Annotated in this window: 14 protein-coding genes; 8 read left to right on the forward strand and 6 right to left on the reverse strand. The window is 60.7% G+C overall.

Annotated features, from left to right (window positions below; genetic code table 11):
• Positions 1-34 precede the first annotated feature (34 nt).
• Positions 35-535 carry a MarR family winged helix-turn-helix transcriptional regulator gene (locus I6E73_RS10315; protein WP_197125356.1) on the reverse strand — a complete coding sequence of 167 codons (501 nt, stop codon included), beginning with the start codon at positions 533-535 and terminating at the stop codon, positions 35-37.
• Positions 536-682: 147 nt separating this feature from the next.
• Here I6E73_RS10315 and I6E73_RS10320 point away from each other — a divergent pair, with 147 nt between their 5' ends.
• Together I6E73_RS10320 and I6E73_RS10325 are read left to right on the forward strand one after the other, a co-directional pair.
• Positions 683-1,927 carry a cytochrome P450 gene (locus I6E73_RS10320; RefSeq protein ID WP_197125358.1) on the forward strand — a complete coding sequence of 415 codons (1,245 nt, stop codon included), beginning with the start codon at positions 683-685 and terminating at the stop codon, positions 1,925-1,927.
• Positions 1,928-1,948: 21 nt separating this feature from the next.
• Positions 1,949-3,319 carry an aminotransferase class V-fold PLP-dependent enzyme gene (locus tag I6E73_RS10325; protein WP_231600897.1) on the forward strand — a complete coding sequence of 457 codons (1,371 nt, stop codon included), beginning with the start codon at positions 1,949-1,951 and terminating at the stop codon, positions 3,317-3,319.
• A gap of 78 nt (positions 3,320-3,397) precedes the next feature.
• Here I6E73_RS10325 and I6E73_RS10330 read toward each other — a convergent pair whose 3' ends face one another.
• Positions 3,398-4,339, reverse strand: coding sequence for a hypothetical protein (locus tag I6E73_RS10330; protein WP_197125360.1), 942 nt, complete (start codon positions 4,337-4,339; stop codon positions 3,398-3,400).
• A 219-nt stretch (positions 4,340-4,558) separates the two neighbouring features.
• On the opposite strand from I6E73_RS10330, the gene I6E73_RS10335 reads away from it, so the two are divergent.
• Positions 4,559-4,894, forward strand: a complete 336-nt coding sequence (locus tag I6E73_RS10335; protein WP_197125362.1) for a cupin domain-containing protein — start codon at positions 4,559-4,561, stop codon at positions 4,892-4,894.
• A 24-nt stretch (positions 4,895-4,918) separates the two neighbouring features.
• On the opposite strand, the gene I6E73_RS10340 is transcribed toward I6E73_RS10335, so the two are convergent.
• Positions 4,919-5,626 carry a type 1 glutamine amidotransferase gene (locus tag I6E73_RS10340; RefSeq protein WP_197125364.1) on the reverse strand — a complete coding sequence of 236 codons (708 nt, stop codon included), beginning with the start codon at positions 5,624-5,626 and terminating at the stop codon, positions 4,919-4,921.
• A gap of 110 nt (positions 5,627-5,736) precedes the next feature.
• Between I6E73_RS10340 and I6E73_RS10345 the strand changes: the two genes are divergently transcribed.
• Complete coding sequence (locus I6E73_RS10345) at positions 5,737-7,083, forward strand: glutamine synthetase family protein (RefSeq protein ID WP_197107312.1); 1,347 nt, start codon at positions 5,737-5,739, stop codon at positions 7,081-7,083.
• 73 nt (positions 7,084-7,156) lie between these two features.
• On the opposite strand, the gene I6E73_RS10350 is transcribed toward I6E73_RS10345, so the two are convergent.
• Positions 7,157-7,966, reverse strand: a complete 810-nt coding sequence (locus I6E73_RS10350; RefSeq protein ID WP_197125366.1) for an acetoacetate decarboxylase family protein — start codon at positions 7,964-7,966, stop codon at positions 7,157-7,159.
• A gap of 142 nt (positions 7,967-8,108) precedes the next feature.
• Between I6E73_RS10350 and I6E73_RS10355 the strand changes: the two genes are divergently transcribed.
• The gene (locus I6E73_RS10355) at positions 8,109-9,605 is read left to right on the forward strand and encodes an APC family permease (RefSeq protein WP_197125368.1); all 1,497 of its coding nucleotides are present in this window, start codon (positions 8,109-8,111) and stop codon (positions 9,603-9,605) included.
• A 91-nt stretch (positions 9,606-9,696) separates the two neighbouring features.
• Here the strand turns inward: I6E73_RS10355 and I6E73_RS10360 are convergent, their stop codons facing one another.
• A complete protein-coding gene (locus tag I6E73_RS10360) occupies positions 9,697-10,557 on the reverse strand; it encodes a sulfurtransferase (RefSeq protein WP_197125370.1) in 861 nt (286 codons plus the stop codon).
• A gap of 350 nt (positions 10,558-10,907) precedes the next feature.
• Positions 10,908-12,452 carry an amino acid permease gene (locus I6E73_RS10365; protein ID WP_197110246.1) on the reverse strand — a complete coding sequence of 515 codons (1,545 nt, stop codon included), beginning with the start codon at positions 12,450-12,452 and terminating at the stop codon, positions 10,908-10,910.
• A gap of 218 nt (positions 12,453-12,670) precedes the next feature.
• On the opposite strand from I6E73_RS10365, the gene I6E73_RS10370 reads away from it, so the two are divergent.
• The 3 genes from I6E73_RS10370 to I6E73_RS10380 are packed head-to-tail and all read left to right on the forward strand — an operon-like array spanning position 12,671 to position 16,126.
• Positions 12,671-14,038, forward strand: a complete 1,368-nt coding sequence (locus tag I6E73_RS10370) for a glutamine synthetase family protein (RefSeq protein WP_197125373.1) — start codon at positions 12,671-12,673, stop codon at positions 14,036-14,038.
• Entirely contained in the window at positions 14,025-14,768 is a 744-nt protein-coding gene (locus tag I6E73_RS10375; RefSeq protein ID WP_197125374.1) for a gamma-glutamyl-gamma-aminobutyrate hydrolase family protein, read from the forward strand. Before I6E73_RS10370 ends, I6E73_RS10375 begins: the two co-directional genes overlap by 14 nt.
• Positions 14,765-16,126, forward strand: a complete 1,362-nt coding sequence (locus I6E73_RS10380; RefSeq protein WP_197125375.1) for an aldehyde dehydrogenase — start codon at positions 14,765-14,767, stop codon at positions 16,124-16,126. Before I6E73_RS10375 ends, I6E73_RS10380 begins: the two co-directional genes overlap by 4 nt.
• Positions 16,127-16,156 lie beyond the last annotated feature (30 nt).

Below are 16,156 nucleotides of genomic sequence, written 5' to 3' on the forward strand. Positions count from 1 at the left end.
TCAGAGCATCCGGCCACTAAAAAATCGGTGCGGGTTAGTTCTTGGGCTCCACGCCAGCCGTGATCACGCGCAGCATCTCGGCCAGCTCTTCCCTCTTGCTGGGATCAACCGGGCCAGTGACGGCCTGCTCTTGCAGGTTGAACGCCGGAAAGAGTTCCGTCATGAGTTCGCGCCCACGATCAGTGAGCTTCACGACGACGAGTCGACCATCGGTCTCGCTGCGTTCGCGTGTGAGCCAGCCACGGCGCTCAAGAGTCGTGAGCACTCCGGTCAGAGTCGCCTTAGAGAAGCCTCCCTCAAGCGCGATCTGGCGAGTTTCAATCGGTTCCCAGATCCACGTGACCCAGAGAACGACAAACGCTGTCCAGGAGAGATTGTGCTCCGACAACACGGTGCGCTCGAAGTGATTACGCACGGCGTTTGCCGCCCGAAAAAGGTTCGATGCGACGGCCATTGCGGAGTAGTCCAGCGGAAGGCCGCCGACTCTCGCTTGTACTTGGCGTTCAGTCTCAGTCAGTGTGTGTGGTCCGGCCACGGAGGGTCCCCTTGCTCGCGTTTAGCTGCGGTTACTCTATCTAACCCCCGGCGTTCAGAAAGTTTTTGGGGACATCGCTCACAGAAACGCGCCGATGTGGCATATTGTTTGTATCCAAACAACCCACGGAGGATTGAGTTGACTTCAATGGCGAACGTCACCCTGGCAGACCTAGATCTGTTCGAGAACGGCACACCCTGGCACGTATTCGACAAGCTTCGAACTGACGCCCCCGTGCACTGGTCAGAAGAGCCAGCCCCCAACCATGGGTTCTGGTCGCTCACCCGTTATCACGACATCGTTTCCGTATTGCGAGACACTGAAACGTTCTCGAGCGAACGCGGCACCGTCAACCTCGAAGAGCTCGACGCTGACCAAATCGAAGCTCGCAAGTCAATGCTCGAAACGGATGGCGTGCGTCACCGGGCGCTCCGTCGCCTTATGCAGGGTGAGTTCACGCCCCGCGCCGTCGCCGGGTACGAGACGTTCCTCCGCGGACTCACCGCCAGCACTCTTGACGCTGCCTTTGCGAACCCCGAGTTCGAATTCGTCGACCAGGTGGCCGCCGACTTCCCCATCCGGGTTCTCGCCAAGATGCTCGACGTGCCCGACACCGACATTTACAAGCTCATTGACTGGGGCAACCGGATGATCGGAAACGACGATCCGGAACACGCCGACGTACTGGCAAGCTCCGCCGAGAGCGAAGAGTTCCGACTGCTGCCCTTCCGCTCCCCCGCAGCTCGGGAGGTTTTCGAGTACGGCAACGACCTCGCCAACCAGCGTCGCGGCAAGGACGGCAACGACCTCGTGTCGCGCCTCGTCAACCAGACGCCGATGGACGGCCAAGCGCTCAGCGAGCGCGACTTCAATAGCTACTTTCTGCTGCTCGTCGTCGCCGGCAACGAGACCACACGCCACACCATCACGCACTCCATGAACTACCTCATGGATAACCCCGACCAGCTTGAGCTACTCCAAGAAAAACCAGAACTCATCCCGTGGGCGGTCGAAGAGTTCTTGCGCATGGCCAGCCCGGTTTACCACTTCCGTCGCACCGCGACCAAGGACACCGAGATCAACGGTCAAGCGATCAAGGAAGGCCAGAAAGTTGTCACGTGGTTCGCCGCCGGCAACCGCGACCCCGAGATCTTTGAAGATCCTTACAAGATGGATGTCACCCGCAACCCGAACGAGCACATGGCGTTCGGTCGCGGTGGCCCGCACATGTGTCTCGGAAACTCACTGGCACGCCTTGAGATCCGTATTATGTTCGAGAACCTGTTGCCCCGTATCTCGGGCATGACGAAGCTGGCTGAACCTGACCGCTTGCGCAGCAATTTCGTCAACGGAATCAAACGACTCCCAGTACGCGTCGAATTAGCAAAGTAGGCACATGAGCGAGGTAGTTGCATGAGCGAAGTTCGGCCGCAGGGCAGACCCCACGCTGTCTGGGGCGATGAGACTGAAGTCGTTCAGCTCGCCATTGACTGGACCTCTAAGAGAATGGTTCGCGAGACCGACCCGTTTTCGACAGCGCGACCCGCGGCCGATTTGGCGGCAGAGGTTGGTGAAGCGATCCGCCCCAAAGGCATCGGCGGCGCAGAGGCACTGCGTATTTTTGACGAAATTCTTGAGCCGGCAACTCGTGCTCAGGATGACCCGTTGAACCTCGCTTATATTGCGGCCGCACCGACTCGCGCGGCAGTTGCGTTTGACCTCGTCACCAGTTCTGCTAACATTTTTGGTGGCCTCTGGGAGTCGGGTGCTGGCGCGATCTTTGCCGAAAACCAAGCCCTGCAGTGGATCATCGGGCTGCTCGGTTGGCCAGAGACCGCTGGCGGCACTTTTGTTTCCGGCGGCACCTCGGGCAACCTTTCAGCGCTCATGACCGCGCGAGAAACAGCCAAGACTCGTCGCGGTGGCCGCCCGGCTGGGGGCTGGCAACTGGCCTACACTTCCAACGCTCACTCGTCGATCAACTCGGCAGCGAGAGCACTCGACGTTGACAGGGTTGACGTGCCCATCGATGACCGTGGGCACATGACCGGGGCAGCGCTGCGCGCCGTTCTCGAACAGAACCCGAACGTGTTTGCGGTGGTCGCATCCGCTGGAACAACTAACGAGGGCCTTGTCGACGACCTGGCCGATATCGCCGACGTCTGCGAAGAGTTTGGTGTTTGGATGCACGTTGACGGCGCCTACGGTGGCGCAGGGCTCGCCGCCCCGAGCATCCGCCCCCTCTTTGACGGCATCGAACGAGCAGACAGCTTTATCGTCGACCCGCATAAGTGGCTCTTCGCCCCCTACGACTGCTGTGCGCTGATCTATCGCGAACCCCAGCTGGCGCGGGCCGTGCACTCTCAGCACGCCAGCTATTTGGATGCCATTGACCGCAACGAGTCGAACCCCAGCGAGCTCGCCCTGCACCTCTCGCGGCGCGTGCGAGGCCTTCCACTGTGGTTCAGCCTCGCCACCCACGGCACCGATAAGTATCGGGATGCGGTCGAAGCATCGGTGTCGACCGCTCGCGAAGTCGCCCGCGCAATCGACGCGACCGACTACCTCGAACTCGTGCGTGAGCCCGAACTCTCAGTGCTGCTGTTTGTGCGGAGCGGGTGGACGGCCGAACAGTACTCGGCGTGGTCGAAGCAAGTGGCGCACGACGGTGTCATCCTGTGCGTACCGACGAAATGGCGTGGTCAGACCGTGTTGCGGCTCGCTTTCGTAAATCCTGATAGCGAGGCAGCCAAGGTCATGGCGGCGTTGGAGACGCTGCGGTAGCAAGCGCCGTGACGGAGCCCCAATCACGGCACACCGCCGTCGGTGCGAAGCCTGGCGGTACAATGCGACCCTGACTGCTCAACCTGTAAAGCTTCTTACCGTGGCTGCGATCATTATTGCGATCTGCGCTATGCCCCAGACGACCGGAATACCGATGACTATCGAAGTCACCCATACGGCTATCTTCAGGGGCGGAGCCATCCCCCGTTTCAGCCTCGCGCCAGCAGCGCTGACTTGGTTGTGCGCCATTCGATCGCTGACCCCAGCACCAACAGAGCCGCTGACCGCCTCGCCACCCAGGTTATGCCGTGAATCGGCATAGTGGACGGTGCGAGCGAGCGTCTTTGCCCCAACAGTTTCGATGATGCCAAATAGCGTGGCCATCGTTTGCGGATTCGACAGATCGAAACCACCGAACTGGTAGAGAAACATCCAATCGTCGATGATCTCGGCATCCACCGAAACGGCTTCGTCGATCATCAACGCCATCAGGTCGGGGGTGAACACGTACAGCGCATCCCGCTCGTAGCCTTTGGGGCAGTACATCGTGAAGTACTCGTCAAAGTTGCCCTCAAGCGAGATGCGCTGTTTGCTCGAAAAACCGACGGGAAGCTGAGTCGCGCCGAGAAAGTTGTTCTTATTCGAGTCAAGCACGAGGTGAGGCATCCGACGCTGCAGCTTGATAGCGACGAATCCGTAGCCATAGCTGAACTCAGTCTTGCCATCATTCACCGTGTAGCCGTAGTTGCCGATATCGAGGAAATTTTCGCCTCGACGAAGGATGTGCTGCGATACGCCTCGGTTGTAACCCAAGCCGAAAATCATTCCGGGGTAGTTAACGGCGCCGCGGTGAGCGCCAAATTCAAAGCCGTTGAGGGCCGCAAACAGGCTCAACCGCAGTCGCTGCTCAGCGCTACCGGCAGGCTGGACCGAACCGTCTTTCGCTCGCTCACGGAAGTCCTGGATTTCGGCTTCGCTGAGCTGCGCATCCAGCGCACCTAAGTCGACAATCGATGTCATCTGTATCGTTTCCCCAGCATCTGGTCGTTGAACCCAATGAATTGAAGATTACTTGCGGTTCGCGACTGCACCCCAGCGGCTGGCCGCGAAGGTGCAGCGCGCTGAGCACGAAACGAGAACGGACGCACGGTCCGCACGCTTGAGGTCCACGAAAGGGCACGACTGCGGTAGCTTTGCCCCACGGCGATGATGCCGACCGTGCACGAAAGGCGTGACGACATGAACACAACTGTTTCTTTGACCGAGCTTGCCGCATCGGAACTGGCGAGCGCTCTTGCCTCGAACAACGGCCGCAGCGCCGTGACGGTGTGCGGCGGGCGAGATGCCCAGCTCAGACAAACGGTGATGGCGTTGCGGGCTGGTGAAGGGCTCTCCGAGCACTCCAGCCCCGGCGAAGCAACACTGCAGGTACTCGTCGGACACATCGCACTGCGGTCCGCCGACGAATCGTGGGAGGGCAAGCCGGGCGATCTGCTGCCAATTCCCACTGAGATCCATGCCGTGGATGCTCTTGAGGACTCCGTGATTTTGCTCACGGTTATTAAAGCTCAGTAGCGGTCAGCGACGCCCTCGCCGCCGCTAGACGAGCTTGGCTACTCGCTCCAAGAAAGCATCCACGAGGGCTGCCGTGCGTTCAGCGGCACGGCCCTCTTCGTCGCGGGTTAGAGCGATCATGATCTCGGGGTTCTGCCCGCTCGCGATCACTTCGTTGATGCCGCCCTGATCGAGCCAGCCTTCTAAAATTGCCGAGTTGAGTTCGGGATGAAACTGCACGGCCAAGCTGCGGCCGTAGGTGAATGCTTGAGGTGCGATCGGGTTGCGAGCGATTTCGACGGCGCCTTCGGGCATCGTCCACTGGTCATAGTGAAACTGAAACCAGGGTCCGTTGGAGACGAGCGAGGTATCGTCGCTGTAAATCGTTTTCCAACCGATTTCTGATTGGGCTCCACGAGCGACTGTGCCGCCCAGCGCCCGTGCGATCAGCTGGCCGCCGAAGCAGATACCCAGCACCGGGATGTCCGCCTCGATGGTGGAGCGCACCCACTCGAGCTCTGGCTGCAACCAGCGGCCGATGCACGCGTCATCCCACGCACCCCACGGCGCTCCCATGGGGATCACGAGGTCGTACTGCGACGCATCCGGAAACTCAAAATCAACGTTCGGGTTGTCGAAATTCTCCTCGCTGACGACCATGATCTCGTCGATCTCAAAGCCGCGTTCCCGCAGGCGATCCCCCACTGGGCCGCTCGCGGTGACGTGATCGTGTTGCACCAGGAGAGCTCTCATCTGTGTACCTTTCAGGTAAATTTCTGGCGATGAGTGGACAGCCACACCGCTGTGTGCCTTAGTATCGCACTAATCGTTCAGTGCCGAACGATTTATTTTTCGGAGGAAGAATGACTCTCGACATAGCAGCACTTCAAGCAGACTTGCAGGCAAAAGGGATCGATGTTCTGCGCCTGATTTTCCCGGATGTGCTGGGAATCACCCGCTCAAAAGATCTTCTCGTCAGCCAATTACATCGCACGAAGTCTCCGCTGTTCTGCCAAGGCGTGTGGGTAACAACCACCGGCGGGGGCGTGCTCGACGGAAACGACATCATGTCATCCGGCCTTCCCGACCTCCTCACCCAGATCGACCCCGAGACCCTCACGATGATGCCGTGGGAGCCCGGCGTTGCCCTCGTCATCGGCGATGCATTCAACCCCGACCACAGCCCCAGCGACGTCGCACCGCGTTCGGTGCTGCAGAACGTGATCGCAGAATATGCCGCCCTCGGCCTCACCCCGACCGTCGGCCCCGAACTTGAGTTCTACATCGCCAACTACGACGAAGACAACGGGTGGAGCCGCAGCCTCAGCCGCACCGGCCGCGTCTACACGACCGGCGAGCACGTCGACCCCGGTGGGCAATTCTTGAATCTCATGCGCATGCTCGACGGCATGGACATCGGCGTCTTCGCCGGCAACCACGAATTCAGCCCCTCGCAATACGAAATCAATCTCTGGCACAGCGAGGCACTGGATGCCGCCGACCGCACTTTCCTCTTCAAGACCGCCGTGCGCGACATCGTCGCCCGCACCGGCAAGCACGCCCTCTTCGTGGGCAAGCCCTGGGACGACGAAGGCGGCAGCGGATTCCACTTGCACTTCTCCGTCGTCGACAGTGACGGCAACAACATCATGTCGGATGGCGGCGCTGGGCTCTCAGAGACCGCCAACCACATGATCGGTGGAATCCTCGCCCACGCCGGATCACTCGCAGCACTCTCGAACCCCACCGTTAACGCCTACAAGCGCCTCGGCCCGGACACCCTGGCTCCCTACCGCGCCAACTGGGGCCACGATAACCGCAGCGCGATGCTGCGGGTACCGCCTGAGCGCGGCGCCGGCACGCGACTGGAAGTCCGCCTCGGCGACCCGGCAGCGAACCCGTATCTGCTGATCGCATCCACTCTGGCTGCTGGCCTTGATGGCATCAAGCGCAAGCTCACGGCACCCGCAGCAGTCGCGGGCTGGGCCTACGAAGACGAGTCGGCACCGATCTTGCCGATGACCCTCAGCGCCGCTCTGGACGCTCTCGACGCCGACACGGTGATGCGCGAGACCATGGGCAGCACTGTGATTGATGTCTTCAGCGTGCTCAAGCGCGATGAAGTGATGCGCTACGAAGACTCTGTCGCCGACAAGACGACGCGCGACATCAGCCAGTGGGAGATCGACGAATACTTCGCCGACTACTAAGTCGGTGAACCGCTAGACACACGAAAAGCCCCGCCGAAGTTCTCGGCGGGGCTTTTCTGCGTGGTGAAGGAACTTAGATCGCGTTCGAGCGGTCTTCTACGAGCTCGCCACCGTTGAACGTGACTCCGATCTCGCGGTAGTAGCCGCCGAGAATCTCTTGCACGGGCAGGATCGAGTGCAGCTCATCCCATTGCGAATCTCCGAGGTGAAGCTCGGCGTCGCCCTTCCAGGTCTCGCCAATCTCGACGTCGGTGCCGCCCATGGTGATGAGCTGATCGAGGGACATGCCGGCATCCTTGCTGATGGATGGCATGAACCGGCTGTGCAGCATTTTGTGGCCGTTGACGAAGCCGTTGCTTTCAGCAGGCTCACGCAGCGTGACGACGGCCGAGGCGAGGCGGTGGTCGTACGCCGCGATGGAGGCGCCGAACTGGCCACCGTTCTCGAGCTTGGGGGTTGCTTTGCCCGTGTTGAAGACGCGAGTAACGGCGATGTTGCCGAGCTTCTTGGGGTAGCCCTGGAACCAGCCGCGGCCGATCGCGAAGTCTTTATTGACCCAGATGGCGACACAGCGGCTGTAGACGATGCCCTTGTGGGAGCAGCGCACCACCATGAAGGCTTCGAGGTATTGAGCGCGAACAGGGTCGAGCAGTTCGAGGCCGCCAGTGCTGCAGGACTGCCAGTCGGCCCACACGATGGCAACAGCGCCAGGCTGTTCAGGGGCGAGGTCAATATCGTCAGGGAGGATCGCACGTACGTTGGCTGGATCGGTCAGATACTCGACAGTGAGCAGCGTTCCCGAGTAGTACCAGGGCATCTTCGGCACGAGCGAACTTGACCCTTGAGGGGTGAGTGGAGGAAGAAATCCGTTGAGTTCGGTCATGCGCCAGAGTGTAGCCCAAAACAGTTCGTATCCGAATGAATTTCCAGAAACCCTTGACTAAGTCACCCTGTCTTCGCCATTGTTGAACCCAACTCGTTCGGATACGGACGACTTGATTTAGAACTCAACGAGGAGTTTCACTATGGCGCTTGACCAAAAATCCCAGGAAAGCCCCGATCGGACCCTGCGCAAAGGGCGACTCGGTGTAATCGGAATCGTCTTCTTTGTCGTGGCCGCCGCCGCACCGCTGGTCGGAATGACCGGCGCCGTGCCCGTGGCCATCGTTCTCGGTAACGGTGCAGCCGCCCCCGGCGCGTACTTGTTTGCCGGCATCGTGCTTCTCCTGTTCAGCGTCGGTTACGCCGCGATGAGCCAACGCGTTACCAATACCGGCGCCTTCTTCGCCTATGTCGGCCGCGGACTCGGGCGCAACGCCGGAATCGCCTCCTCGTTCGTGTCGATCCTCGCGTACCTCACCATCCAGCTCGCCATCTATGGCTTCTTCGGTGGCGTCATGGCCGGCCAGGTCGGACTTCTCCCCTGGTGGGCCTGGACGCTTCTCGCGTGGCTCGTCGTTACCGGCCTCTCGCTTGCTCGCGTGGACGTCGGCGCCAAGCTACTCGGTGTGCTCATGCTCGCCGAAGTCACCGTGCTTGTCATCGCAGCCGTGGCAATCCTCGCCGATGGTGGCCCCGAGGGCCTCAACTGGGGTGCCTCCTTCTCCCCTGACCTGATTCTTGCTGGTGGCCTCGCAGGCTCCGCCGGTATCGCGTTCGCGTTCGCCTTCGCCTCCTTCATCGGCTTCGAAGCAACCGCCATCTACGGCGAAGAGAGCGTCAACCCGAAGCGTGCCGTACCGCGCGCTACCTACCTTGCTGTTGGCCTCATCACCGTACTGTTTGCCTTCACCGCTTTCGCCCTTGTCACCGGTATGGGCGCCTCGAACGTGATCGACCAGACGCTCGAACGTTCAGCCGGTCTCGAAGACCCGGCCGCTGTGCTCTTCACTCTGGCCAGCGAATACGTCGGACCATGGCTCGCCACGCTCATGAGCATCCTCGTGCTCTCGAGCCTGTTCGCCGGACTGCTCGCATTCCAGAACGCCGCAAGCCGCTACCTCTTCGCCCTCGGCCGCGGTGGCGTGCTGGCGAGCTCGGTGGGAACCGTGAATGGTCGCGGAGCCCCCGGTCGTGCATCCATCATCGTGTCGATCATTAGCGGTGTTGTGATCGTGCTGTTCGCTGCGTTCCAGCTCGACCCCATCGGCAACATGTTCTTCTGGTTCAGTGGCCTCGCCGTGGTGGCGATCGTGCTGATCGAAGCGCTCGTCTGCGTGGCGATCATCCGCTTCTTCCTGATGAACAAGGGCACCGAGAACATCTTCGTGACGATGATCGCTCCGGTGCTGGCCTTCATCGGTCTCGTGCTGGCCGAGTACCTGCTGATGTCACGCTTCGGCCTGCTCGCCGGCGACCTCACGCTTGCTGCCGGAGTCGACCCGACCGTCACCGCCTTCGGACTCAACGCCTTCGGCTGGTTCCTCGTGCTGTCACCGTTCATCGCTCTCGTGATCGGCTACATCGTGTCGATGGTTCGCAAGGACCTCAACGAAGAACTGCTGCAGGATGTGATTTCTTAAATCCCGCACACGAATGGCCCCGACACTTCGGTGTCGGGGCCATTCGGTAGTTAAAGGGAGCGCGGTGAAACGCCGTTAGATCGTCGCGCCGTTAGGGCGTAGCCCCAGTCGCGACGGGCCGCTCCGGCTGATTGGCCCAAGCGGACCACGATCCGGGAAAGACGGCCGGGCGGAAGCCCGCAACCGTCAGCGCCAGAGCATCGTGCGCCGCCGTCACCCCGGAACCGCAATACACCCCCACCGCACGATCGACACTGACGCCGAGGGCTTCGTAGCGTTCGCGCAATGTGTCGGGGTCGAGAAAGTGACCAGCGTCATCCAAGTTTGCTGATGTCGGAGCGCTGATCGCCCCAGGGATGTGGCCGGCACGAGGATCGATCGGCTCGGTCTCGCCCCGGTAGCGTTCGCCGGCGCGAGCATCGAGCAGCACGCCATTCGCCGGAAGCGACGCAGCGTCGTCGGCACTCAACACGGGCTCGTGACCAGCGCTCAGCGTGATCGCGCCCGGCACGACACTCGTCATATCGTCAGCGCCGACAGCGAGTGGATGCCCGGCCGTCGTCCACGCGGACAGCGCGCCATCGAGCACCCGCACGTCGGAAGCGCCCATGTAACGCAGCAACCACCACGCGCGGCCCGCAGCAAGACTGTTCCAGTCGTCATAGACAACAACCGTGTCGCCATCGTTGAGACCCCAGCCGCGCGCGGCAGCCTGAAAATCTGCGGCATCAGGCAACGGATGCCGCCCCTCCTGCGGTTCCCCCTGGCGGGCGAGCTCGGTGTCGAGGTCGACGTACACCGCACCAGGGATGTGCCCTTCCCTATAAAGAGGTAGCCCAGCGGGCCCGCCCAAGCTCCAGCGCACATCGAGAACCCGTACCGGCGCTCCCCCGGAGGCCGCATCGTCGAGCAGTGCGGCAAGTTCGTTCGCGGTGACGAGGGGGTGTGGCATCCGGGGCTCCGATCGTGGGGATAGCTCCATGATGACATTCGCCGCGGCGATGCCGTGACTGGCCACAACACTGGCGCCCATCTCCACGCGCCCAGATGAGGGGGATGCTTAATTCCGAAATTATCTCAATAATGGTGTGTAGCGTCGCGGTAACGCGAGGTATTGCGAGGTATTGCGAACAGGGAGCCAGATTCAACGATGTCGAACACCACGGCCGAATGTCCCCTGTGCGAAAACTATGGTGCCCACGAACGCTCTGATAGCAATTGGTTCCGCTGTGCGCACTGCACCACGTCGTGGGGGTGCCCCGCCGACATCCCTAAAGATGCCGACGGGGCTGTACAACTCAATTAGCTCCGAGGTTCGTCCCGACCGTCAGCAGCGAGAAGTTCCTCCTCGACGGCACCGCCATACCCCTCCTTTTGAGGATCCCCGTGGAGCCCGCCAGAGATCGCGTATTCCTCTTCAGGCGAGAGCACGAGGCGCTTGCGACCGTAGAGCCCGAAGATCGCAAGCATCACGATGTAGACCACAGCGATGGCCCCGATCGCCGGACGAGCGGGCTCGTTGATGAAGAAGCCGAAGAAGATCGCCAACGAAAGAACGCCGCCGATAATGGCTCCGGGAACACCCCAGGGGCTGCGGTAGGGGCGGTTTGCGTTCGGGTATTTCTTGCGCAAAATCAAGAACGACACCATCTGCAGCACGTAAGCAATAACAGCGCCCCACACCGCGATGTTCAAGACGATTGCACCCGCGACGCCATCTGCGCCGCCGAGGCTGTCAACGAGAACCAGAGCGACGTAGCCGATAATTGCGCCCACTAAGAGCGCAACAGCGGGAGTCTGACGCTTGCCTGTGAGTGACAAGAATTTCGGGTAATAACCGGCGCGTGACAGTGAATACATGTTGCGTCCGTAAGCAAACATGATTCCCTGCAACGACGCGAAGAGCCCGATGAGCGCAAACAACGCGAGGGCCGCCGCTGCTTGGTCTCCGACGATCGCACGGAATCCATCGAGTAGGGGCTCTCCCGAAGTAGAAATCTCAGAAGCACCAACGATTCCAGTGTTGAGGAAGAGCACCAGAAGACCCGTGATGATCAGCGTCGTGCGAGCGATCAACCCGGCCTTCGGGATGTCACGCACAGGGTTGTGAGCCTCTTCCGCAGCGAGCGGCAATTCTTCGATTCCCAAGAAGAACCACATGGCATAAGGAAGCGCGAAGAGAATCGGCACTATGCCATGAGGCAGGAAGGATGATTGCCCCGGATCGGCAGCGATGTTGAACAAGTTGTCCCAGCTGAAAAGACCGGAGAATGCTGCCATGACGGAGAAAACGAGCAGGATGGTGATCGAAACAATCGCCACGATGATCGCAAATTTGAATGAAATCGCTGCGCCGGCCGAGTTCAGCCCGATGAACACGATGTACAGAATCAGCCACCACACTGGCGCCGGCAGCGAGAAGCCCAAGAGCTCGCTCGTAATGAAGTCGGCATATCCCGCTGAGAAGTAAACGATGACCGCCGTAGTAGCAACGTATTCAATCGTCTCAGCGAGCCCCGTTACGAAGCCACCCCACGGGCCCATTGCGGCACGAGCGAAGGAGTAAGCTCCGCCGGTGTGTGGCATGGCGGATGCCATTTCACCGATGCTGAAGATCATTCCGTAATACATAAAGATGAGCAGGGCGAAGGCGATCAGCATTCCGCCGAAGCCAGCGAACCCGATTCCGAAGTTCCAGCCGGAGAAGTCGCCCGAGATAACGGCTGCAACCGCGAGCCCCCACAGCCCCCAGATTCCCGCCGTGCGTTTGAGTGTGCGTTTCTCGAAATACCCGGCCGCAGCCGTCGTGTATTTCACCCCGGAGACGTTCAGTGTGTCTTTGGACATCCTGTTTCCTTTGCAGTCTGGTTGCGTGCACCGACGGGTCGATCACACAATGCTGGGAGAATCCTTGCGATGACTATACGGTTATCAATGGTTGTTGACTACCCATAATCCACAGAAATTTCCCGCGATGGTGGGGAAGATTTATGAGCAACACAGTCATCAATGTGTTCTAATGGTCGGAAAGCGCACCATTTGACTTGCTTAATGAGGAGAAGTTAATGTCCCCCAGCTCCGGTAACCTCACGCTCGCAGAACTCAAAGACGATGTTGCCAGTGGCGCAGTCGACACGGTTCTCGTAGCCTTCACCGACATGCAGGGACGACTGGTGGGCAAGCGCCTCTCGGCGAGACTCTTTCTTGAGGATGCCGCGGCTCACGGTGCCGAATGCTGCAACTATCTCTTGGCCGTTGACGTCGACATGAACACTGTCGAGGGCTACGCCATGTCGAGCTGGTCGCGCGGTTATGGCGACATGGTGATGGTGCCCGACATCGGCACCCTCCGTCGCGCGCCCTGGCTCACGGCAACCGCCCTAGTAACTGCCGATCTGCGCTGGCATGACGAAACGCCCGTAGCGCCCTCTCCTCGTCAGATCCTCAAAGCCCAACTCGCCCGCCTCGCAGAACGTGGCCTCGACACGTTCGTCGCCACTGAGCTCGAGTTCATTGTATTTGACGACAGTTACCGCGAGGCGTGGAAGAAGGGTTACCGGGAACTTTCTGCCGCCACCGACTACAACATCGACTACAACGTGCTGGCGTCCACGCGCATGGAACCACTGCTGCGCGACATCCGTAACGGCATGGATGGCGCCGGCATGTATTGCGAGGGCGTCAAAGGCGAATGCAATCCTGGCCAGCAAGAGATCGGCTTCCGCTACGCCTCAGCCCTCGACACGTGCGACAACCACTCGATCTACAAGAACGGCGCGAAAGAAATCGCCGATGCGCACGGCAAGAGCCTCACCTTCATGGCGAAGTACAACGAGAAGGAAGGCAATAGCTGCCACATCCACATCAGCCTGCGAGGAACCGACGGCACCGCCGTCTTTGCCGACAAGGATGCCGAACACGGCATGTCAAAAATGTTCCGTCACTTTATTGCAGGCCAGCTCGCGGTCATGCGGGAACTCACTCTGTTCTCCGCCCCCAACATCAACTCGTACAAGCGCTACGTTCCGGGAAGCTTTGCACCCACCGCACTCGCGTGGGGTCTCGATAACCGCACGTGTGCCCTGCGCGTCGTTGGGCAGGGCCACGGAATGCGCGTCGAGAACCGCGTTCCCGGCGGAGACGTGAATCAGTACCTTGCCGTCAGCGCCCTCATTGCGGCCGGGCTCTACGGCATCGACAACGAGCTTGAACTCGACGATGCCTTTGAAGGCAACGCCTACACGAGCGATGTTCCGCGGGTTCCGGCAACGCTGCGTGAAGCGGCCGACCTGTTCGCGTCATCCACGTTTGCCCGTGACGCTTTCGGCGACGAAGTAGTTGACCATTACCTCAACTACGCCGCAATTGAACTGGCTGCCTTTGATTCTGCAGTAACCGATTGGGAAAAGGTGCGCGGCTTTGAACGACTCTGATCGGCCCATTATCGGCCTGACCACCTACCTCGAACAGTCGCAGACTGGTGTGTGGGATGTTCCCGCATCCTTCTTGCCGAAGGCCTACTTTGAAGCGGTCACTCGCGCCGGTGGCATCGTCGTGCTGCTGCCGCCACAACCGGTCAGCCCCGAGCTTGCTCGCCGGGTGCTGAACGGTCTCGACGGCCTCATCATCACCGGTGGCAAAGACATCAATCCGGCGCGCTACGGCCACGAGCCGCATCCCACCACCGATGATCCTCGACTCGATCGTGATGCGTGGGAAGACGAACTGATGCGTCAGGCTCTCGAAGCCGACCTCCCTTTTCTCGGCATCTGTCGCGGGGCTCAAATTCTCAATGTCGCGTTGGGAGGCACCCTGCACCAACACCTCCCTGAAGTGGTCGGCCACAGTGACTATCAACTCGGCGGTGGCAACTTTAGCCAAACCCCCGTAGAGATCGAGCCCAACACCCGAATCGATAAGGTGCTCGGCGGACAAACCGAACCACTCGTCGTTCCCCTCTATCACCACCAAGCGATCGATCAGCTGGCCGAGGGGCTCGTCGTCACGGCCCGCACGAGTGACGGCGTGATCGAAGCTATAGAACTGCCTACCGCGACTTTTGCGGTTGCAGTGCAGTGGCATCCCGAGGCAGCGCCAGAAGACATCCGACTATTCGAGGGCTTGGTCGACGCAGCCCGAATCAACCGAAAGGCTCTCGCGTGAGCACCTATACCGTCATCAATCCCGCAACCGAGGCCGAGATCGGCTCTGTCGATCTCCTCGACATCGAAGCGACGGATGCCGCGATCGCCCGCGCCGCAGTCGCCCAGAAAGCATGGGCTCGCGTCTCCCCCGCCGACAAGGCGCTCATGCTGCGTCGCTTCGCGCACACTGTCGACGGCGACGTCGAGAACCTTGCAGCGCTGGAGGTCAGCAACTCCGGGCATCCGATCTCGCAGGCTCGCTGGGAAGCCGGTCACGTTCGTGACGTTCTCAACTACTACGCTGCAGCTCCCGAGCGGATGTTCGGCCAGCAGATTCCCGTAGCTGGCGGACTCAACGTCACCTTCCACGAGCCGCTCGGCGTTGTGGGCGTCATCACTCCGTGGAACTTCCCGATGACGATCGCGGCATGGGGATTCGCTCCGGCACTCGCCGCCGGCAACGCCGTCGTGCTGAAGCCTGCCGAGTGGACGCCGCTCACGAGCATCCGTCTCGGTGAACTTGCTCTCGAAGCGGGCCTCCCCGAAGGGCTATTTCAGGTTCTTCCCGGCAAGGGGTCGGTAGTCGGCGAGCGCTTCGTGACGAACCCCACCGTGCGCAAAGTGGTGTTCACTGGGTCGACTGCCGTCGGCAAAAAGATCATGGCCGGCTGCGCGGATCAAGTGAAGCGCGTCACGCTCGAACTGGGCGGCAAGAGCGCCAACATCGTGTTCGCGGATGCCGATCTAGAGAAAGCTGCGGCGTCGGCACCCTACGGCGTCTTTGAGAACGCAGGCCAGGACTGCTGTGCCCGCAGCCGCATTCTGGTGGAGCGCAGCGCCTACGACCGCTTCATGGAACTTCTTGAACCTGCCGTTGCTGGAGTGAAGGTGGGAGATCCACTGGATGAAGCGACAGAAATGGGGCCGTTGGTGTCAGCAAAGCACCTCGCTTCTGTGCAGTCCTACGTGCCGGCCGATGCGCCTGTTGCTTTCCGCGGCAGCGCTCCCGACGGAGCAGGCTACTGGTTCGCCCCGACGGTGTTGACGCCAGCATCGCGCAATGATCGCTGCGTGACCGATGAGATCTTCGGGCCCGTGGTCACGGTGCTTCCCTTCGACGACGAGAACGATGCTCTGCAGTTGGCCAACGACTCCGACTATGGGCTTTCGGGTTCGATTTGGACTCGGGATGTCAGCCGGGCAATTCGGGTTTCCCGAGGTGTCGAGGCCGGCAACCTCTCCGTGAACTCGCACTCCTCGGTGCGGTACTCCACGCCCTTCGGTGGCTTCAAGCAGTCCGGCCTCGGCCGCGAGCTTGGCCCCGATGCACCGCTGAATTTCACGGAAACCAAGAACGTTTTCATCGCTGTTGATTAACCCTCTCGACACCTTTTATCCAAGGAGCAT

It is taken from the genome of Salinibacterium sp. SWN248, from assembly GCF_015864575.1.
Lineage (GTDB): Bacteria > Actinomycetota > Actinomycetes > Actinomycetales > Microbacteriaceae > Rhodoglobus.